This window comes from Paenibacillus phoenicis (genome assembly GCF_034718895.1).
GTDB classification, from domain to species: domain Bacteria; phylum Bacillota; class Bacilli; order Paenibacillales; family Paenibacillaceae; genus Fontibacillus; species Fontibacillus phoenicis.
This window is the reverse complement of the sequence record NZ_JAYERP010000001.1, coordinates 4,025,116-4,044,773: the sequence shown is the minus strand read 5'-3', so window position 1 is coordinate 4,044,773 and position 19,658 is coordinate 4,025,116. Positions and strand designations below refer to the sequence as shown.

Genomic DNA, 19,658 nt, shown 5'->3' with positions numbered 1-19,658 from the left:
TAGTAGAATCAAACTCAGAATTCAGCTGAAACCGCTCTCAATTCTTTTGCTGAACCGACTTCACCAAATGCTACGTAAATTCCACGCGAAAAGGGACTTCATCGTAACGCTTGACCCTTGGATAAACAGTCGGATCGAGTCGCTGTCCTCTCGAAGAGGGTACACTCGGCCCGTCAAGCAAAGCTCGTCATTCACGAACACTTCCACAATGGAGTGGTCGAGGAACAGGTGAACTCGGAGCTGTTTATGTTGCTGCATTTCGTAAGGGGCCACGAGCTCCCAGGAGTGGACGCCCGCCGCTTGGCTCGATCGAGAGCGATCCAATACGATCTGTCCCCCGGAAACGTCGAACTTAAGGGTGGTTTGTTCCTCCCCGTCCGGGGAACGGAAGACCTCGAATCCAAACGACGTCTCCGAACCGGTTAGCTCAAACTCAGCGATAATCTCGGCAGCTTTTCCTTGGATCCCTAGCTCATGGTGGCCCGGCGACCAGACCGTCTTCGGCAGTTCGTAGGGGGTTTCTCTCAACACCTGAAGCTCCACGACCGGCTTAAAAATCAGGGTGTTCGTGTCTGGATGGAGCTCCACGGTTCTTGGGATCGACTGCACCCCCGACCATCCCTGGATTTCCTTCATCTCCCCGCGGGCGTTGTCGGGGAGCCAGCCCCACAGGATGCGACGGCCGTCCGGCGCCAACATCGATTGCGGCGCATAATACCCTTCCCAGCCGCCATGGTCTACTAAGCCCTCCTGTTCCTTCACAAATCGCAGATCGTCTCCCATGGAACCTACAAGATATTTCACCTTGTCGCTAGGCGAGTAAATCAGAACCGCTTTGTCTTGCAGACGGAAGGCGTTTGGGCATTCCCAAAGGCTTTCCTCCCCCGTATGAAGGAGATGCCGAAACGTCCAATCCTGTAAGTTCGCCGATTCGTACAGTAACGCACAGCCTTTGCCTTGCAGGCTCCCTCCCAGTACCATCAGCCACCGGTTCCCCTCTTTCCACACATACGGGTCCCGCCAATCCCGCACCGCCAAATCCTCTCCATGCATCTCCTGGGTCAGCACCGGATTCGCGTCGGACTTCACCCACGTCCGCAGTCCATCCGGGCTGGTGGCCATCCATTGCTCCGCGCCGGTCTCGGCATTTCGTTCGCCCTCACCAATGCTGGTGTAGAACAGGGTTGGCACGCCCTGGTCATCAATCACCGCACAGCCGGAGTAGCAGTGCACTTCGCCAAGCTCGGCGGACGGCGCCAGCGCGATCGGCAGATGCTGCCAATGCACCAGATCCGTACTCACCGCGTGCCCCCAGTGAATGGTTCCCCACCGATCCCCATACGGGTTGTATTGATAGAACAAATGATATTCACCCTCGTGATAGATCAGTCCGTTCGGATCATTCATCCAATTGGCCGGCGGGGTAAAATGGTAAATGGGCTTGCCTAAGGTCATGCCGCATTCCTCCGTTTCACAGGGCAGGGATCCTAAAGAAGTCATCGAAGACGGCGCATCCTCTGGCGAGCTTCCCCATGCCTTGTTGGGTCGCGGCCCCATCTCCAGCACAAGTCGCCCTCCGCTCATCAGATCCTGATGGCTGAGCCAAGGCCGTGAATACGGCTGCCCGTTCAAAACGGCGGATTGGATGTACTTGTTCGCTTTTGAGACATTACGCGCTTCAATGACAAACGTCCGGCCTTCCCCGACATGCAGAGTCGTCTTCTCGAAGATCGGGCTGCCGATATCATAGACAGGCCGTCCCGGGCACACCGGATAGAAGCCCATCGCACTGAAAACATACCAGGACGACAGCGAACCAATGTCATCGTCTCCGCACAGGCCTGCCGGTCCGTCGTTATACATCAGGTGTTGGATGTCGCGTACGCGCCGCTGGGTTTTCCAAGGAGCTCCCGCATAATTGTACAGGTACGGGATATGAAAGCTAGGTTCATTGCCATGGGCATACATGCCGATCAGTCCCGACATATCGGGGAATTGCCCGAGAAACCACGGCTTCTCCATCGTGTATTGCTCCGTAAACAATGCGTCGAGCTTCTGCACGAAAGCCTCTCTCCCGCCCATCAGCCGGATTAACCCCTCCACATCGTGCTGTACATGGAAGGTATAGATCCAACTGTTCACTTCGGCAAAATACCCCTCCCCGGCAAACCCGCCGGACAGCTTCGGATCAAACGGTTCAACCCATTCCCCTTCCGCTGTCTTGGGCGCCATCAGCCCGAGGTCAGGGCGGAACAGATGGCGGTAGTTGCCCGCGCGTTGAAGGAAAAACTCGGCTTCCTCGTCCCTCCCCAGCTTACGGGCCACTTGGGCGACGCACCAATCGTCATAAGCTCGCTCCAGCGTAACGGACACGGATTGCCGGCGATGCCAAGGATCCACCTCGGGCACCCATTCGTCAACGCCAACCTCAGGAACCCAGGTGATTTGATTGGGCATCTTCTCCATGACGAGGTCCCAGAGCTTTTTTCTCCACTCGTCCGGATCTGCTACCTTCGCGTCTTCCCTTACAGGGAGGGCCGGAAACCAGCCTTGTTCGTAGTACACCCGATCCAATTCCGTTGCTGGCACCGTCCGCCAGGGAATCAAGGACATTTCCGTCGCATCCTTCAGCATTCCTTCAAAAGCCTTCTCGACATGGATATCATCCAGCCCTTTCGCACAGGCATCGGCAATCAGCGAAGCGGCATGATGGCCGATCATCACTGCATGATCTCCTCCCGGATGGGGGAATTTCGGCAGCAACCCGCCTTGTTCGTACATTCGGACCAACGAGTACACCATATCTTCAAATACGCGGGGTTCGATAATGCTTTGTAGAGGTCGGGCACAGCGATACGTATCCCAAAGCTGGTCGTGCGTGTAGAAATCCCGCCCTTCCGTCTTGTGGACCTTTCCGTCGAAGCCGCTGTAATATTGGCCATCTTCCGTAATGTTCCGCATCCGTTGCAGCGTACGGTACATCGCCGTGTAGAAAATCGTCCGCTCTTCCTCCGTCCCGCCTTCCACCTCGATCGCCGAAAGCGCACGGTTCCAAGCGTCGCGGGCTCGGGAAACGGAGGCCTCGAAGTCCCAATCCGGCAGCTCCTGCTGTCGGTTCTTCCGGGCTTGCTCCAAGCTGATGTAAGAGATCCCTACCTTGAACTCTATCGTTTCTTCCTTCTGCTGCGGCTCGTAGGTTAAATAGATTCTCGGGCTGTTTTCGATCACACCAAACGACGACGTTGCCTCTTTCATTTCTAAGCTAAAATAGCAAACATATCCTTTATTCACGCGCTCCCCTTCGATTATGCGGCCATCGTGCTTGTGAATTTGCGTCGTCTCGCCGCCGTCGATGATGACATGAACCGGCCTAGCGGAGTGGAAACGAAAATAAGCGCTGCGCTGAGCGGCCGTCATCTCGGCATCGATCTCATGATCCTCCAGGAAGACGCGATACTTATAGGGCCGGGTCTCCTCCAAATCATGATCGAAGGTGGAAGCATGCTCCTCCCGACGATCGGACAAAGGGCTGCCGGAAACCGTCACCGAGGCCGGTCCGAAGGAAAATCCGAAGATTTTGTCCGCCAAATACTTGTCTCCGATGCCCGGCGTGGTGACCGGATCGATCTCCATCATCCCATGAGGAAGCTGCACGGTTGGAGTCGTGGACCACGTTTTGTAGGACAACGTGCCGATATTCGTATTGACGTACGATGCCCAGTCCCGATCAGTACGGGCGGTTGTGTTCTTCAAGCTGATCCCTCCCAAATTATAGTTCTGTTTTAATTATATATAATATATTTATCATGACATATAGTACAGTAGTTTTTACGTGATAGAAGTTTTCTCAAAAATAAAAAAAGCGACCTTTTTAGTCGGAGTCGCTTTTGAAACTGTATATGGAGGGTCGTTGCGGCTCAACCGAACATCCCCTTGAAGAATCGATTTTCTCACAAATCTTCTCGAGGAATTCCAGCTCTTTCAGACGGTACGACGTTTGATTCTCATCCATCAGCTTCGCGGTGTTAAGCAAGCTTCGGGTCGAGGCTGTCTCTTCCCGGCGGGTGATCAGATTCGCTTGCGCTTTTTTCTCCGCCAACAGGACGGTGTTTAGAATCTCTTTCATTTCTCCTGGTAAAATCACATCCTTTACCCCCGCACTCAGGAACTGAACGCCGAACTCTTCCCCCTTCTCGCGCAGCCGAGACAGGACGAATGTTGCCACATCCTCTTTCCGTTTCAAGAGATCATCTAATCTAAGCGTCCCTACATATTCTCTCAGCATGAGCTGGAGCTGGATGTAGATTTGCTCGTCAAACGACTTTATCTCCAAGCTACGTAAAGGGTTCACAATTCGATATTGGCAAACGAAGTTTAGACGCAGTGTGACCTTGTCTTCCGTCATGAGTTCTTGGCCAAGGAGATCCATTTGCTGCTGTCTCCTATCAATCGGCTTCACCATGACCGATACGGATCCACTCATAGATACTGGCCAAACTGTAAGAGTACGTGCCCGATTTTATAACCCGGAGGGTTCAGTACCGAATTTCGTGAAAGAACGGGTCCTGCTGCAAGGCCAGTGGGGACAAATCGTGTTTGAAGATGAGAATTCCTTTATTTACGAAATTACGGTAAACGGAACAACCGAAATCAAACCGTGGCTGCGAAGCTTCGGGTCCAGCTGTGAGGTCATAGAACCTGCTTCGCTTCGTCGTGAAATGATTGCCGAATGGAAGGAGATCCTGTCTTACTATGAATCTGTTTGAGAAAAACTTTAACCACCAGATCATCTCCCGGCTGGAGGACTCAGGAACGTTCACGGTGACTTCTCATGAACGGGCATGGCTGAAGACGATGCTCAATCACCCCGCGGCAACGGATGCCTTCACTGCGGCTACATTAACCAAGCTGCGATCCGTTCTAGAGCCGGATCCCGTGATGGATATTGACGATCATTTGATTGAAAAAGCCCGCGCCAAGGAAAAACAGGTCTACCACCCCCTCCTGCGGCTGCTACGCCGACTCATCATGAATCAATCGGGCTTCCGGATCACTTACGAAGTCAAGGGTGAACGCGTGTACACCGACTATTCGGGGTTCCCTTATAAACTGGAATATTCCATGGTCAAGAGAGAATGGTATCTGATCTGGTATAACATCAGGCATCAATCTGTGATGAGCACCCGGCTGAAGAAGATCCACGCTGTTACGCAAGAACCTATCGAGCCGGCAGAAGTGGAGATGATCCGGAAGAAGATCGAGGAAACACTGGATAACCGCAGGACTGAAGCCGTCATTGAAATTATCCCTAACTACAACGAAGAATTGTCCCGCATCCTTTATGCTTTCTCTAGCTTTGAGAAAAAAGTAGAGTACGATGAATTGCACGACACCTACCGAATCAAGGTTAGCTTGCCTAGTGACGAGTTGGAGTATTTGCTTTCAAAGCTTCGTTTTCTAGGAAAGCGAGTTCGGGTCATCGAGGGAAATAGATATGAGTCACACCCTATCCCAATGGTTCAGCTATATATTAAACCGGGACTTTGCCGAAAGTACCCAACCTTCGTCTAAATCCAGCCTCGCTCCTTCGCCCGCTCAGTGGCCTGCTGCCGAGTCTCCACTCCGAGCTTCTGAATCGCCAGGGACAAGTAGTTTCGGACCGTTCCCTCCGTCAAAAACAACGTTTCCGCAATCTCCCGGGTTGAACGTCCCGCGTGCGATAACCGCAGCACCTCGGTCTCCCGCTCGGTCAGCGGATTGTCCTCTTTCAGAAACAGTACCTCCGCCAGGTCCTTGCTGATCACGCGTTCTCCGGCCATGACTCTCCGGATGGCATCGATCAGAAACTCGATCGGTTCATCTTTTAACAGATACCCCTCTAACTTGAGATCCATCGCTTTCTGTAAATACCCCGGACGGGCAAAGGTGGTCACGATTATCACTTTCCCCGGATTTCCGGACCGTTTAAGCCGCTCGGCAACCTCCAACCCCGTCAGCACCGGAATTTCAATATCCAGCAAGCACACGTCAGGCTCCAGGCGCACAATCGCCTCCCATGCGGCTTCTCCGTCCTCCGCTTCGGCGACAACCTCCATATCCTCTTCAAAAGACAACAGCGATTTAAAAGCCCCGCGCAGCATTTGTTGATCCTCGGCAATGACAATTCGGATCATCCGTCTTCACCCCCTATTTCCCATGAGCGGTACAATAAACGTAATGGATATCCCTTGCTCCGGGCGCTGCTTCATTTCAACTTCACCTTGCAGCATCGCCATGCGCTCCTGGAATGACTGCACGCCGTTACCTTTTCCCGGCTCCAGCTGACCATTCCCGTTATCGCTCACTTCAAGATAAAGTCGCTGATCCCGCTCGTATCGGGTGATCATGCATTCGCTAGCCCCGCTATGCTTGATGATGTTCGTGACCGCCTCTCGGACGGATAACGCTAGCATCGTTTCCGCCACCGGGGATAGAGGGGTTAACGGCGTCTCATTTGAAACAAGCAACCGAATCCCCACCTTTTGCAAAAGATCCCCCGCCAGCTCGATCTCCTTCTCCAGCGGAACATACTTCATTCCGGTCACCAGCTCCCGCACCTGCTTTAAAGCGTGTCTGGAGGTGTTCACGATATCTCGCAGCTCCTCCTTGGCTTGATCAGGGTGTTGATCCACTAACCGGATGGTCAGCTCGCTTTTCATCTTAATCATCGTCAAGGTTTGCCCCAACGTGTCATGAAGATCCCGGGCGATCCGGTTTCGCTCCTCCTCTTGAATATATCGTTCCAGCTGAGCATTCGCGAGATTGAGCTTCTCCTTCAGCGCCTTATTTCCCTCTCGAACCTGAAGGATGGGAGGGACCGCCAGTTGAATAATCATCACCGGAAAATAAACCGTCCGAAAGACTCCCGCCGGCTCCCCTTCATGGATCCAACCGGCCAGAATGAACATCGCGGCAATGCCGACCATACCAATGCCGATGACCCGCTTGCGATCCGCCCTTCCCAAAAAATCCGCAAACACGAAGCCATACAGCAAAGCCCCCATCCCTTCATAGATGCTCAGCGCGAGAATCAACAGGAAGCCAACGCAGCTGCCCAGGAGCATCAGCCACCGACGTTGCCATAGGCAAATATAGTATGAGGCTAGGAACAGGAGAAGAAACCCTATTTTGACGAGGATCGGATAGGGAACGTCCAGCACCAGCACCCGGTAGATTAGAAATACAATGATAATAACGTCCAGCAGTAAAAACTTCTCGATTTGGTCCGCAGGATACAGCTTCCGTAACAATGGGCATCCTCACCTTATGCTTGATCCTCAAGCGGCCAGCTTGCCCGCGAGGTTCGTCATCCACCTTCTCGTCGCTTCCAGCGGCCCGAATCGGAACCGCTTGGACCACAGCGAGGCAAATACGATTTGGAAACTGGAGATGGCCAGCCAGATGAGAACCGTGGTAAATGCGTCCACCTTGCCTCCCAGGCCAAGACCCCATCCATAAAAAATAAGGGAAGCGGTGATATTTTGCAAGACATAGCAGCTCAGGGACATCCGCCCCACATGCTCCAGCCGATTCCACAGCCACAGCCCTTCGTATCGTTCAAACAGCTTCGCGATGAGTGCAAGATACCCCAGCGAGAGGATCGGTGCAAATAAGTACCGTACAGGGAAATCCAGATACCCGCCCGGGATAAAAATCAGCAAATTCAGCGGAACCCCGATCGCCAAGCCCAGCTTCAACAGCTTTCCTCGGTGCCGCCGCCCCTGCTCATCGGGGGCAAACACCCCGGACCGCATCATCCGAATGCCCAGCAAGAACAGAAACAAATTCATGGGAATCACGAACACGGCTTCCAAACGGAGCGCCACGAAATTCGCTAGGCGATCCTGTACCTGTTGAACCCAGCTGCCGCCGCCATATAACGCTGTCGTCGCACGCATATCTCCCATGGAGATATGCGCCCCGGAGAGTCCGAGATAGATCCCGAAGCCCAGGATCAGCAGCATGATTCCTCCATGCCCCCCGCCAAAGATCCACATCGCCCGCCGAATCGCCCGATCCCCGCCTTTGACGATAAAAGCGGCAATGATCGCCGTGATCCCGTAGCTCATCAGAATGTCATACTCCATCACCAGTGTAAAATGCAGCAAGCCTTCCGCCATCAGGATAAACGACGTCCAAAGGTACATTCCCGGCCAGGGGTTCCCCCGCTTCAAGGCCTGGCGATACTTCATCTCCAACCCAACGCCAAACATGATCGTCAACAAGCCCAGCAGCTTGCCGTTGACCAAGAACAACACGAAGACTCGCACGAAGTCCTGAAGCGACGACCACCACGCCGCATGATAAAAAGTAAAGACATAATTAACGTCTCCCAAATGCGCGAAAATCCAGATATTCGTCCCCAGCGTCCCCAACACCGCGAACCCTCTCAGAATATCGAGCAAGCGTATTCTCCCGCCGTGATTCTCCATCCCTTTCCCGTCCTTTCGTTTCTCTTGGTAGCTTCATTCTACCTTTGAACACCGGGGCGGCGGAATTCACAGTTGTCAGGAGATTGGGATGACAGTGTCATGTGATCACTTTTATAGGGCTCAAGGCTGCAGATCAGCCTCGTCCAATGTACTTGATTCTCCGTTGAATCTGAATCAAGCCTTCTGATAATACAATTTCACTTTACGGTAGGCCAGATTTCATTCTTGGAATTCGGACTATAGAGATCTTGACTGATATAAGCCTCAATAGTCGGGAGTTCAGCAGGCACATACCCATTTGAAGGCAGCCATTCCGAATAAATTTGTCTGTAGGTATTTACAAATGCGGTTGGGACAGGTCCCTGGATTGTAGTTTTCCGATCCCTTTTCGGGCTTCACTCGGAGTAACACCATGCTGTCTGTGCTGATTAATTCTTGTGCCGCCAGCGTTAACCGACGCCGCCGAATATAATCACCAACCGTGATATCGGTCAGGATCAAGAACGTGAGCTTCCATATAATCAATCGCCTTCTGCAATGATTCAATCAATGCCAATTTAGCTCAATCAAGGGGCTCTCCTTGGTTCAAAAGACACCAAAAAGGCGAGCCCAGGACAACCTGAAACTCGCCTCGTACAGCTTTATGCTCTTAACTGATCTCCCGCTCACTAATAAACTGCGATCGGACCATAAGGTCCTTCGATAATTTCAATTTTCGTTTCGAAAATGTCCGACAAAATTTCAGGCTTCATAATCTCTTGAACCGTTCCGAATGCGGCAATTTGTCCATTCTTCATCGCGCAGATGCGATCGGAATACTTGGCGGCGAAGTTGATGTCATGCATGACGGTAAGAATGGTTCGGCCAAACTCATTCGCGGCGATCTTCAGATGCTCCATCATCTGTACCGAACGGGCAATGTCCAAGTTGTTGAGCGGTTCATCTAACAGCACGTACTCGGTTTCCTGGCAGAGCACCATGGCTACATAGGCTCTTTGTCTCTGCCCGCCTGAAAGCTCATCCAAAAACCGATGCTCGAGGTCCGTCAGTTTAAGAAAATCAATATACTTCGAAATGATGACTTCATCTTCCTTGGTTAATCTTCCCTTGGAATAGGGAAATCTACCGAACCCCACGAGCTGTCTGACGGTAAGTCTAGTAACGAAATGATTCTCTTGGCGCAAGATCGTGAGGATCTTTGCTAGATCATCGGATTTTGATGTTGTCACGTTCATATTGGCGACGGTAACTTGACCCTCATCCATGTTCAGCAATCTGCCGATCATGAGAAGCGTCGTCGATTTTCCAGCACCGTTCGGGCCAATTAAGGAGGTTACCCCGGCTTTGGGAATTTCGATGTTTAAGGGCCCGATTTTGACTTCATCCCCGTACCATTTCCTAGCGTTCTGAATACTTATCATAGCGACCTCTTCCTTAAGATTACAATAAGAAACGCAAGTCCACCAAATAACTCAATAATGACACCTACGACGGTTTGTGCATGAAAGACGTGATACAACAAGAAATAAGCAGACGTTAAAATACAAAAACCGATGGCAAAAGCCATTGGAAAGACGTATCTGTGATCATACGTTGGTGCGGCTTGGTAGCTCAGCATCGCCACTAAAAAACCAAAAAAGGTCAGCGGACCAAGCAATGAAGTAGAAATAGCCATTAAGACAGCGACTAAGACAAGCGTAAAGATGATGCCCGCCTGATAATTCAAGCCGAAGGTCGTTGCCACATCTTTTCCTAGCGCCAGGACATTTAACTTTCTAGAAAAGAAGAATAGACCTAAGGCAGTAAGGATAACAAGCGGAATCACGATAGGAAAATATTCAGAATCCGCATTATTGACCGAGCCAATAAGCCTGGACTGCAGCAGGTCAAACTCCGATGGGGCAAGCATTCGTCTCATAAAGCCCGAAACGGAATTCAGGCCTGCTCCAATAATGATGCCGATGAGAAGCATCAGCTGCAAATTGCCATACTTCCCGGACAGCAGCCATCCATACAAGGTTAAGCTCAACAGAACCATCAGCGAAACCTGAAGGAAGAAAGCGCCCTGCCCCGTGAAGCTGACGAGCGCACCCGCTCCGAAGAAGAACAACGTACCGGTCTGGATCGCTGAATAAAGGGATTCGTAACCCAGCAGAGAAGGGGTAATCATCCGGTTATTCGTTACAGACTGAAACGCGACGGTTGAGAAGCTGTGACATAATGCAGCAATGAACATAGCGACAATGGCCACGAGCCGTCTCTTTACAACAGGAACGAAAGAGGGAGAGTCCACCGGTACTGGATTGTTATAAAGCAACAACCCAAGTGCAGCAAGCAAACCCACACCAATGAACAACACTAATAAAATCCAGTAGCGTTTCGCTTCTTTCTTGGTTCGAAAAGCGCTGGCAGATCTAGCACGAGGGCTGGCGTTTAATTCGCTGTTTATGCTGAGTTGAGAATCCACTGTTAATGTCTTCATCACAGCCTCCTGCTTTTTCGTTGTCTTAGCAAAATTAGGATGAAAACGACCGCTCCTACGGTACCTAGAATTAAGGAGACGGGCACTTCGAATGGCATAATGATAACCCTGGATACGATATCACACAGCATGATCGTCCCCATCCCCATGACACATACCCAAGGGAGATTACTTCGAAGATCATCTCCGCGAACCATGGATATGATGTTAGGGACAATTAATCCTAAGAAAGGAAGATTGCCGATGACCGAGGCGACAATCCCTACGGCAACTGCAATGAGTAAATTCGCTAATAGAATAAGCCGTTTGTAATTGACACCTAAAGCAGTGGCTACGTCTTCTCCCAATCCAGCTAGCGTTAGACGATTGGCATACAGAAAAATGAAGAACGTGACAATGATAATAATCCACAAATATTCATATCTTCCGGCTTGAACTGGAGCGAAAGAACCGATGAACCAGCCTTCGATCACTTGAGACATGTTAAAGAAGAGCGACAAGAAAGTGGACAATGCCGAGATGACGGCACCAAGCATTAATCCAATGATCGGAACGATCAGAGAAGAGCGAAGTCTTACACTCCTTAGGAAGAAGAAGAAAACCATCGTTCCAACGAATGAAAATATAATTGCACCCGTCATCCGTACTACTAATGAAGGGCTGGGGATTAGCAAGTAGACCGTAAGCAGACCTAAACCCGCCCACTCCGTTGTTCCGATGGTGGTCGGCTCGACCATTTTGTTCTGTGTCATCAGCTGCATGATCAGCCCGGTCATGGCCATCGCCGCCCCGGTAAGCATTAAGGCCACCGTTCTTGGAATCCGAGTGATGAAGAACATATCCCAGCCGTCTTCTTGTCCAAAGATATCATACACCCCCGTAAACAGAGAGATGATACCTAGAATAATAACGCCGAGGATGGCAAGTATGAAGGGAAACGTCCATATCTTTTTACGCTTAGAAAGCTGAGGTTGAGAAGTAGTCTCAACCTCAGCGATAACATTCTCGGGCACAATCATGTACTCCTTTATTTTACTTCTTTAGAGTTTGCGCAATTTCTTGGAAGATTTCAATGAACGTTTGAATCGATTCATTTGTGTAGGTGTCCGTAGGAGCATACAAAACTTGTCCTTTAGATACGGCTGTTGTATTTTGAAGTGCCGGAGCATTGTTGATTACGTCTTGAGCAGGAACACTCTCTTCTCCGCTGGAAGTTGCAGCGTCGCGATCAAGTACGAACATCCAATCCGGATTGCTTTGCGCAATAGCTTCTACAGAAACTTCATCCCCTTGGTGGTCAGTAGTTGCGTTCTCTACCTCCAGTGCTGGAACCCAGCCGAAGATATCGTACAGCGGACCCCATACGCGGCCAGTAGATGGAGCAGCGAAACCAATGTTACCACCAGAAACAATGACGCTCATGACTTTGTCTGTTCCATTGTAAGCTGCTTTCGCGTCAGCCAGCGCTTGATCGAATTCGGCTACCAGTTGAGCTGCTTCTTCATTCTTATCGAAGATTTCACCAAACTTCGTTGTAATCTCTTTGAAGCCGTTGACCAGATTGTCACCTGGCGTGCCATTTTCACCGGATACATCAACGTTTACATCAATGACGGCTGCATTCGGAACAAGCTTCTTAATATCTTCGTAGTAGCCGGAGAAACGTTGACCTACAATCACCAGATCTGGGTTAACCGCAGCGATGACTTCCAGGTTAGGCTCTCTGTGGTTACCGATATCTTGTACCGATTCGTCGGCAACATAAGGGGAATCTTTAGGCATTACCCCTTTAGGTGCAGCCGCGAGCTTAACCCCCCAATCCGCAAGGGTTTCAAACGTTCTGTTATCCAAAGCAACGACGCTCTTCGGATTAACCGGAACCGTTACCGTACCATGGCTATCTGTAAACTCAACGGTCGTTGGTTTTGCTGCTTCCGTCGATTCAGCGGACGTTTCGGTTGCAGTGGAAGCGTTGCTGTTATTTGCTTTCGTATTGCTTTCCCCCGCAGTGTTTGTATTAGAGGAACATGCGGCTAACGCCAATACCAAGATGACCATCAAGATGCTCGTTATGAATCTTTTCATTTGTATGACCTCTCCTTTAAATAAAAATTATATAAATAGAATGATTAACTAAATCCGTATGTACCTTGTTCCATCCTGCATGAATTTACTTCCTTACATCGCAAGTTATCATTCATTGATAATAATTATCATTATCACTGAGTGTTATTGTAGCATCATGAAAAATTAATATCAATACAGAAATTCAAATTTTTTTGCATCTAAAATTAGAGAATATCAAAGTCTACGATCCAGAGAAGGGATAACTATACAGCGGTCGCACAAGGTTAAACAGGTCTGGTTGAGGAGGGGGAGACAGGAAAAAAGCCCAGTCTTGATACGGACTGGGCTTTCAGAATGGGGGTGAACTGCGGTATGGCAAATCGACAATTCGCTGTCGTGTGACGCATTTAAGCTCCGACTTCGCTCACCGCGTGCGGCTCTTCCATGACCGGGCCCATCTCCCCTGTCTTCGGCAAGGTCAGCACAAAGCGCGTCCAGCCTGCGTCACTGTCGAGCGCGAGACTGCCCCCATGCTTCTCTGCGATATGCTTGGCGATCGTCAGGCCAAGCCCTGAGCCGCCATCGCTCTTGCGCGCGGCGTCTCCGCGGACGAACGCCTCGAAGACACGGGCACGCAATTCAGCGGGGATGCCAACGCCATTATCGGCGACCTCAATCCGCACTGCGTCCTGCCCGTCGATGAGCGACAGCCGCACATGCGTTACCGGCGGATTGTATTTCAGCGCGTTCGCAAGCAGATTGGAGACCGCCCGGTACAGCAACTTCGTATGGATCGGCACGGGCAGCTCGTCCGAAGGAATGTCGAATTCGAACCTCATCCCCTTTTCCTCGAACATATCGTAATAGTCTACGGCCATTTCGCGCGTGAACTCTGCAAGATCGCAAACTTTCTTGACGACAGGATAGTCGGGAACCTCCAGCTTCGCCAACTCGAATACATCGTCGATCAGTTCAGCGACCAGCTTCGTTTTGCTGTGGATAAGACCGAGGGTCCGCTGACGTGCGGCTTCCTCCTTGATGACCCCATGCTGCAGCGCCTCCACGTAACCCTGAATCGTCGTGATTGGCGTTCTCAGATCGTGCGAAATATGGACGAGCATCCGCTGCTTGCTCTCTGCCAGCTGCCGATTGTTCGCTTCGACTTGCTCCAGCTTTTCCGCCATCTTGTTGAAGCTCTCCTGAATTTGCGCAAGCTCGTAATTCGCTTCGATGTGAAGCCGCTCATGATAGCGCCCATTCGATACGCTGCGGATACCCGCGGCAATCGCGCCAAGCGGGTTGGTCAACCTGACTGCGGCCAAGCGGCTGTACACATAGACGTTGATGCCAAATAGCAGGACGAATAACGCCCCCGTCTCGGCCAAAGCGATCCAAAAGATCCTCTGATAGTTCTCTGTCTTCTCATTGAGCATGAAATCCGCCCGGATCTGCTGTTTCGGCAGCCTGACCAGGACGTAACGACGCTCTCCGTCATTCGTATGGAATGGAGCCATAGACGTATAGTACGGATTGTCGTCCGAATCGTAAAATAAAGCGTTTAGTTCCCCCTCCGTATAGCCCGTCACGTTGCCGTCCCGCTTCTCTCCTCGGACCTCCATGATCCGCAGCTGCTCATCGAGAATTTCCACCCAGCCATCCACCTCTTCAATCACATCGCTCTGGATGTCAGCCGGATCCGGACGAACGATCGCATGCGCTTGCAGCAACGACATATCCTTAGGCATTCGCACGTTGGTTCTTTCCACGAAAAAAAGCAGCAGCACGATGAAGCTCATTCCCAGCGTCAGTGAAAAAATCACGTAGTTCCGAAGCAACATCCCAAACAGCTTTTTTGGTTTACGTTGCATCCAGCTCATCCTTTTTGGCGAACCGGTATCCGAGGCCGCGAACCGTCCTAATGTAAAAGGGTTCCCGCGGCGAATCCTCGATTTTGTCCCGCAGCCGACTGATCTGCACCATAATCGTATTGTCGTCAGCGATATAGGGTTCGGACCACACCTGCTCGAAGATTTGCTTTTTCGTATAGATGCGCCCCGGCTTGCTCATAAACAACTTCAGCAGCTTGTATTCGATCGCGCTCAGCTCGATTGGTTCTCCGCGCTTGTATAACAAGCACGCTTCATGATCCAGGATTAGCTCACCCAGCCGGGTCTCAGCAATGGCCGTGTCCACGCCTGCTCCCGCCGCCGCACCGGCATCGTTAAATTCGTACGTTCTCCGCAAATGCGCCTGAATTCGGGCCACCACCTCCAAAGGACTAAACGGCTTGGCGATAAAATCATCCGCACCGAGGCCAAGCCCGGCAATTTTGTCCGCCTCCTGATTTTTGGCCGACAGAACAATCACCGGAATCCTGGAATGTTTCCGTATCCATTGAAGGAGCTTGAAGCCGTCCACATAAGGCATCATGATATCGATCACCGCCAGGTCGATTGACGCGCGAGCGAACATCTCCATCGCGGATTGTCCGTCATTGGCTTCAAGAACGTGATAATCTGGCTCCAGAAAAAGCTTCAGCATGTCCACGATGTCCTGCTCGTCGTCGACTAACAGTATCGTTTTGCGCATTATTCCACCACCTCACTCCTTCGTATTGTTCGCACCGTAAAGCCGATTTCCTGCTATGTAAGGTTATTGTAAGAAAAGCGACAGGTGGCGGAAAGACGAGGTCTCTATATTGGATGTTGTTGTAACAATCATCTGAGAAAGAGGTCATGATATGGCAGAAACAGAGTTGTCCAGAAGGGGTTCGATCCGAACGTGGCGGGAACGGATTGTCGGGGGGATCAAGCGTCAACCCCCGCTGACTCCGGGCTGGAAAGGAGCATCGATCGCGCTCTTTGGCATAGCTGGCGTCATTTTTCTCATCCAAAGCTATCATCTGATCGGGTCGCGGGGGCTGTGGGATTATGTGACCGGGACCGGAGTGTTCCTGCTTGCCATTGCTTTAATCGCCATGGTTATTGCTGGAGTGCTGCATCTTGCCAAACGTATGCCTTCGCGGTACATAGGTCTGGCGCTTGCCTCCTTCATCCTGCTGTTCATCAGCTTTATTGGTCCGATGACGGTCATGTTTATCGTCACCTTGTCCGTGCTGGCCGGCTGTTCCTTATCGGGAGCGATAATATCCCGCTGGATCCGGGGTTCATATCGCGAAGCAAAAACACGCACGAAGGTGATAGCCGGAATTGCGACGGCAGTGACCGTTGTGTTTACCCTCTGCACGGGAGCTTGGCTGGTGGATGGCGGGCGCGCGGAACTGGCGAAGCCTTACCGGCTGTCGGTCATGAAAGCACCAGAGCATTACCCGGGAACATTAGCGAATCCTGCGGAGCCGGGGACGTATCCGATCAAAAAACTAACCTACGGCAGCGCAAACGGCTACCGAAAGGTTTTTAACGCAGAAGATTCGCTGATCACGGAGCCGGTGGACGGCTCGGCCTTTGTGGCGAACTGGTCCTCCCTCCGTACAAAGACATTTGGTTTTGGACCGGAAGCGATACCGTTAAACGGGCTGGTCTGGTATCCTGATGGAGAAGGGCCATTTCCACTCGTGATGATCGTGCACGGCAACCATCTCGCCACCGATTATTCAGACCCGGGCTATGCCTATTTGGGGGAACTGCTGGCGAGCCGCGGCTATATCGTCGTGTCGATCGATGAAAATTTTCTCAACACCTCGCCCTTCGACGACCTGTTCATGTTGAACGTGCTGGAGAAGGAAAACCCGGCACGCGGCTGGCTCATGCTGGAGCACTTGAGCGTATGGAAGAAATGGAACGGCACGGTGGGCAACCCGTTCTATGGGAAAGTGGATATGCACCGGATCGCGCTGATCGGCCATTCCCGCGGCGGCGAGGCGGTAACGGTGGCGGCCGCGTACAACCAGTTGCAGTCACCGCCGGAGGACGGCAACATCAAGTTCAATTACGGCTTTGGCATCCGTTCCGTCATCTCGCTGGCAGGTACAGACGGCCAGTACGAGCCGGCAAGCCGGCCGACAGAGCTGATCGATCTGAACTACCTCGCCCTTCAAGGCGCCCACGACATGGACGTCAGTTCCTTCGCCGGAGCAAGCCAGTATAACCGGGTCGGCTTCACACCTGGCAGTGATAATTTCAAAGCGTCGGTCTATATCTACGGGGCCAATCACGGGCAATTCAATACGGTGTGGGGGCGAAGCGATGCACCGGGACTCGGCAACCTGCTGTATAACCGGGCCCAGCTGATCCCGCAGGAGGAGCAGCTGCAAGCGGCGAAGGTGCTTATCTCGTCCTTCCTCGATGCAACCTTGTACGGGAGGACCGAATACCGCGCCATTTTCCAAGACCTCGGCCACGCAAGAGAATGGCTGCCGGATACGATGTATATCAACGATTATTTGGACGCCCGGACGACGCTTATCAGCACCTTCGACGAGGATATCGATCTTTCCACAACCACGTTGCCCGGCGGTCAACTGATTGGAGAGCGGCTGACGGAATGGAAAGAAGAACAGGTCGAGATGAAATTCGCCCCCGGTCCGTTCAGCGCCGTTCGCCTCGGTTGGGACCGCGGCAAGGTCGACGGGATCCCTTCCTATACGATCGTCCTGCCCGACACCGGGCTTGCCGTCCCGCCGAATGGCACCCTCGTCTTCTCCATGGCTGATCGGTCGGGTACGCAGGAAGAGCTTGTTGATCTGACCATCGAGGTCGAGGATACAAGCGGCAACACGGCTTCCATGCCACTGAGTGCAGCGGGCGGTCTGCTGCCGATGTTCGAAGGCGGTATCGTAAAATGGCCGTTTACATCGCTGATGCCGACCAAGGAGCCGGTCTTTCAAAACTTCGCTTTCCGGCTATCCGACTTTCGCCACGTCAATCCGTCGTTCCAGCCGGAGCGGATCAGCCGAATCCGTTTCGTGTTTGATCAATCCGCCAACGGCTCGATCTACTTGCGCGATGTCGGCCTTCGTGACGATGCTGCCATCAGCGATGCAGTGAAATCCACAATTGGGAAGGAAAACGAGCGATGACCAAGATAAAGAAGATGGTATCTGCGAAAAAAGTGATGGCCGTTATGGTGCTAGGCTTGATCTCAGGCGCTTTGTTAGGAGCGCAGCAAGCGATGACCTTAACGCCTGAACTGGAAAGTCAAGTAGCGGCTCAGCTCGGGTCGAAGCAAGTGATTATCCTGATCGCTATGCTTCAAACTGCAGCGTTGGCGAGTCTTGCTACAATCGCAGGAGTATGGGCTTCTCCAAAAGTACATTTGAACAAACCGTTTGTTTGGAGCAGGAAAAGCATTGTTGCAGCGGTGAGCATCGGACTATTGTCAGCCAGTTTTATTGCCATTGCAGAAAAGCTGGTTTTTGCCGAAAGTTTGGGACTGGCGGAGAGATTTGAATTTTCCTGGCTTTATTTTCTGGGAAGCGTATTGTACGGGGGAATCATTGAGGAGCTTCTGCTCAGATTCGGACTCATGTCGATCATCATATGGCTGGCCAGCAAGCTTACGAAAACTACAGATCGCAATGGCATTTATATCGCGGGGATGGTCATGGCCGCATTGATCTTTGCCGCAGGGCATCTTCCTGCGACTGCACAAATGTTGGGGTTAAGCACCGTTACCGTAATCCGGACGTTATTGCTTAACTTCTTGCCGGGCATCGGATTTGGCTATTTATATTGGAAACACGGATTAGCCTACGCCATGCTCGGACATATCGCCACGCATGTCATCAATCAATTGGTCTTGCTTCCTATATTGTTCAATGTCATGAACTGAGTATAATGAAAATCCACAACCGCTTAAGGTTGTGGATTTGATTTTTTAAATCATGCTCAATCCGTAATGCATATATGTGCGTTCGCCTAAGGAGGTTCGAGGGGATTGTAGACATACAGGGCAAATCGGCCATTTGCCGCCGTCGGAAATAGAAAAATCCTCCAACTTATGCGGTAGTGGATTTACATGGTGGAGGCGAGGGGAGTCGTCCCCCTGTCCTATATGTCAATGGGTTTTATGATGTGTTAAAAAGTACCAAGGAACCATTCAATACGCGTAAAAACTAAAAGTCATTTGACAATTCATTTAGCATTTTCTCGTACTTATGAAGTTTTCTTTGTGCATCGTACTTACTGTAATGTAGAACTTCCCTTTTTGTTAGATATAACAATGTCCACCATTTACTCTTATCGCGTGGTTCCCATATTTTCGCGAGTTCTTCGGGAGTAGCTGTGTTTAGTTCCTGTTCATAGAAATTCAATTCGAATCTTGCATCCGATATCAAATTCTCTAATAGAATTCTTTTAATCCTAACATCATCTACATAGGGTAGCAAACTGCTGAAATATAGTTCAGTTTTGAATTCCTTACCTTCTGAATTTGGACCATAAGCATAAATGGGACTAACGATTTTTTGGTCTTCCAGATAAAATTTCACTTTAAACCAATCGTTTATGTATTCATCAAAGAATAAGGCTCCACCTGGAATTGATTCTAATATAATTTCCATAAATGATGCCCTCCTACATGATATACCGCCCCGGGATCAAAAAAACCGTGTGCTTCTATAGAGTATGAGTGCAACAAGGTAGTCTTTTTCACATTTTCAGTCAGTTCATTATATTTGT

The 19,658-nt window shown here is 51.0% G+C and carries 15 protein-coding genes and 2 pseudogenes; 4 read left to right on the top strand and 13 right to left on the bottom strand.

Going from position 1 to position 19,658, the window contains the following annotated elements:
* Window positions 1-60 precede the first annotated feature (60 nt).
* Window positions 61-3,753 carry a GH92 family glycosyl hydrolase gene (locus tag U9M73_RS19185; RefSeq protein WP_323078590.1) on the bottom strand — a complete coding sequence of 1,231 codons (3,693 nt, stop codon included), beginning with the start codon at window positions 3,751-3,753 and terminating at the stop codon, window positions 61-63.
* Between the two features lie 190 nt (window positions 3,754-3,943).
* Window positions 3,944-4,450: pseudogene (locus tag U9M73_RS19180) on the bottom strand (slipin family protein); the annotation flags it as partial.
* 28 nt (window positions 4,451-4,478) lie between these two features.
* Between U9M73_RS19180 and U9M73_RS19175 the strand changes: the two are divergent.
* Together U9M73_RS19175 and U9M73_RS19170 are read left to right on the top strand one after the other, a co-directional pair.
* A pseudogene (locus U9M73_RS19175) lies at window positions 4,479-4,766 on the top strand (WCX domain-containing protein); the annotation flags it as partial.
* Window positions 4,753-5,571 carry a WYL domain-containing protein gene (locus U9M73_RS19170; RefSeq protein WP_323078588.1) on the top strand — a complete coding sequence of 273 codons (819 nt, stop codon included), beginning with the start codon at window positions 4,753-4,755 and terminating at the stop codon, window positions 5,569-5,571. The pseudogene U9M73_RS19175 and the gene U9M73_RS19170, both read left to right, overlap by 14 nt.
* Here U9M73_RS19170 and U9M73_RS19165 read toward each other — a convergent pair.
* From U9M73_RS19165 to U9M73_RS19120, 10 genes are all read right to left on the bottom strand, one after another.
* Window positions 5,568-6,173, bottom strand: coding sequence for a response regulator transcription factor (locus tag U9M73_RS19165; protein WP_009224921.1), 606 nt, complete (start codon window positions 6,171-6,173; stop codon window positions 5,568-5,570). The genes U9M73_RS19170 and U9M73_RS19165 overlap by 4 nt on opposite strands.
* Window positions 6,174-6,179: 6 nt before the next feature.
* A complete protein-coding gene (locus U9M73_RS19160; RefSeq protein WP_009224922.1) occupies window positions 6,180-7,289 on the bottom strand; it encodes a sensor histidine kinase in 1,110 nt (369 codons plus the stop codon).
* Window positions 7,290-7,316: 27 nt separating this feature from the next.
* Window positions 7,317-8,471 (bottom strand): DUF418 domain-containing protein, encoded by a 1,155-nt coding sequence (locus tag U9M73_RS19155; RefSeq protein WP_323078587.1) that lies wholly within the window; start codon window positions 8,469-8,471, stop codon window positions 7,317-7,319.
* Window positions 8,472-8,668: 197 nt separating this feature from the next.
* A complete protein-coding gene (locus U9M73_RS19150; protein ID WP_232282279.1) occupies window positions 8,669-8,794 on the bottom strand; it encodes a hypothetical protein in 126 nt (41 codons plus the stop codon).
* 345 nt (window positions 8,795-9,139) lie between these two features.
* On the bottom strand, window positions 9,140-9,892 hold the full coding sequence (locus U9M73_RS19145; protein ID WP_028538461.1) for an iron ABC transporter ATP-binding protein: 753 nt from the start codon (window positions 9,890-9,892) through the stop codon (window positions 9,140-9,142).
* On the bottom strand, window positions 9,889-10,953 hold the full coding sequence (locus U9M73_RS19140; protein WP_323078585.1) for an iron chelate uptake ABC transporter family permease subunit: 1,065 nt from the start codon (window positions 10,951-10,953) through the stop codon (window positions 9,889-9,891). Before U9M73_RS19140 ends, U9M73_RS19145 begins: the two co-directional genes overlap by 4 nt.
* Complete coding sequence (locus tag U9M73_RS19135) at window positions 10,953-11,972, bottom strand: ABC transporter permease (RefSeq protein WP_009224926.1); 1,020 nt, start codon at window positions 11,970-11,972, stop codon at window positions 10,953-10,955. The genes U9M73_RS19140 and U9M73_RS19135 overlap by 1 nt, the downstream gene beginning before the upstream one ends.
* Before the next feature lie 13 nt (window positions 11,973-11,985).
* Entirely contained in the window at window positions 11,986-13,038 is a 1,053-nt protein-coding gene (locus U9M73_RS19130; protein WP_260071194.1) for a siderophore ABC transporter substrate-binding protein, read from the bottom strand.
* Window positions 13,039-13,427: 389 nt separating this feature from the next.
* Window positions 13,428-14,888 (bottom strand): sensor histidine kinase, encoded by a 1,461-nt coding sequence (locus U9M73_RS19125; protein ID WP_323078582.1) that lies wholly within the window; start codon window positions 14,886-14,888, stop codon window positions 13,428-13,430.
* Window positions 14,878-15,609 (bottom strand): response regulator transcription factor, encoded by a 732-nt coding sequence (locus U9M73_RS19120; protein ID WP_028538466.1) that lies wholly within the window; start codon window positions 15,607-15,609, stop codon window positions 14,878-14,880. Before U9M73_RS19120 ends, U9M73_RS19125 begins: the two co-directional genes overlap by 11 nt.
* Window positions 15,610-15,760: 151 nt before the next feature.
* On the opposite strand from U9M73_RS19120, the gene U9M73_RS19115 reads away from it, so the two are divergent.
* Window positions 15,761-18,058 (top strand): poly(ethylene terephthalate) hydrolase family protein, encoded by a 2,298-nt coding sequence (locus tag U9M73_RS19115; protein ID WP_323078579.1) that lies wholly within the window; start codon window positions 15,761-15,763, stop codon window positions 18,056-18,058.
* Window positions 18,055-18,810 (top strand): CPBP family intramembrane glutamic endopeptidase, encoded by a 756-nt coding sequence (locus tag U9M73_RS19110; protein WP_323078577.1) that lies wholly within the window; start codon window positions 18,055-18,057, stop codon window positions 18,808-18,810. Before U9M73_RS19115 ends, U9M73_RS19110 begins: the two co-directional genes overlap by 4 nt.
* 283 nt (window positions 18,811-19,093) lie before the next feature.
* Here the strand turns inward: U9M73_RS19110 and U9M73_RS19105 are convergent, their stop codons facing one another.
* On the bottom strand, window positions 19,094-19,540 hold the full coding sequence (locus tag U9M73_RS19105) for a hypothetical protein (RefSeq protein ID WP_323078576.1): 447 nt from the start codon (window positions 19,538-19,540) through the stop codon (window positions 19,094-19,096).
* Window positions 19,541-19,658: the final 118 nt, after the last annotated feature.

Coding starts and splice junctions, on each gene's coding strand:
- U9M73_RS19170 (WP_323078588.1), top strand. CDS start 4,753: ATGAATCTGTTTGAGAAAAACTTTAACCACCAGATCATCTCCCGGCTG.
- U9M73_RS19165 (WP_009224921.1), bottom strand. CDS start 6,173: ATGATCCGAATTGTCATTGCCGAGGATCAACAAATGCTGCGCGGGGCT.
- U9M73_RS19155 (WP_323078587.1), bottom strand. CDS start 8,471: ATGGAGAATCACGGCGGGAGAATACGCTTGCTCGATATTCTGAGAGGG.
- U9M73_RS19145 (WP_028538461.1), bottom strand. CDS start 9,892: ATGATAAGTATTCAGAACGCTAGGAAATGGTACGGGGATGAAGTCAAA.
- U9M73_RS19140 (WP_323078585.1), bottom strand. CDS start 10,953: ATGAAGACATTAACAGTGGATTCTCAACTCAGCATAAACAGCGAATTA.
- U9M73_RS19135 (WP_009224926.1), bottom strand. CDS start 11,972: ATGATTGTGCCCGAGAATGTTATCGCTGAGGTTGAGACTACTTCTCAA.
- U9M73_RS19130 (WP_260071194.1), bottom strand. CDS start 13,038: ATGAAAAGATTCATAACGAGCATCTTGATGGTCATCTTGGTATTGGCG.
- U9M73_RS19125 (WP_323078582.1), bottom strand. CDS start 14,888: ATGCAACGTAAACCAAAAAAGCTGTTTGGGATGTTGCTTCGGAACTAC.
- U9M73_RS19120 (WP_028538466.1), bottom strand. CDS start 15,609: ATGCGCAAAACGATACTGTTAGTCGACGACGAGCAGGACATCGTGGAC.
- U9M73_RS19115 (WP_323078579.1), top strand. CDS start 15,761: ATGGCAGAAACAGAGTTGTCCAGAAGGGGTTCGATCCGAACGTGGCGG.
- U9M73_RS19110 (WP_323078577.1), top strand. CDS start 18,055: ATGACCAAGATAAAGAAGATGGTATCTGCGAAAAAAGTGATGGCCGTT.
- U9M73_RS19105 (WP_323078576.1), bottom strand. CDS start 19,540: ATGGAAATTATATTAGAATCAATTCCAGGTGGAGCCTTATTCTTTGAT.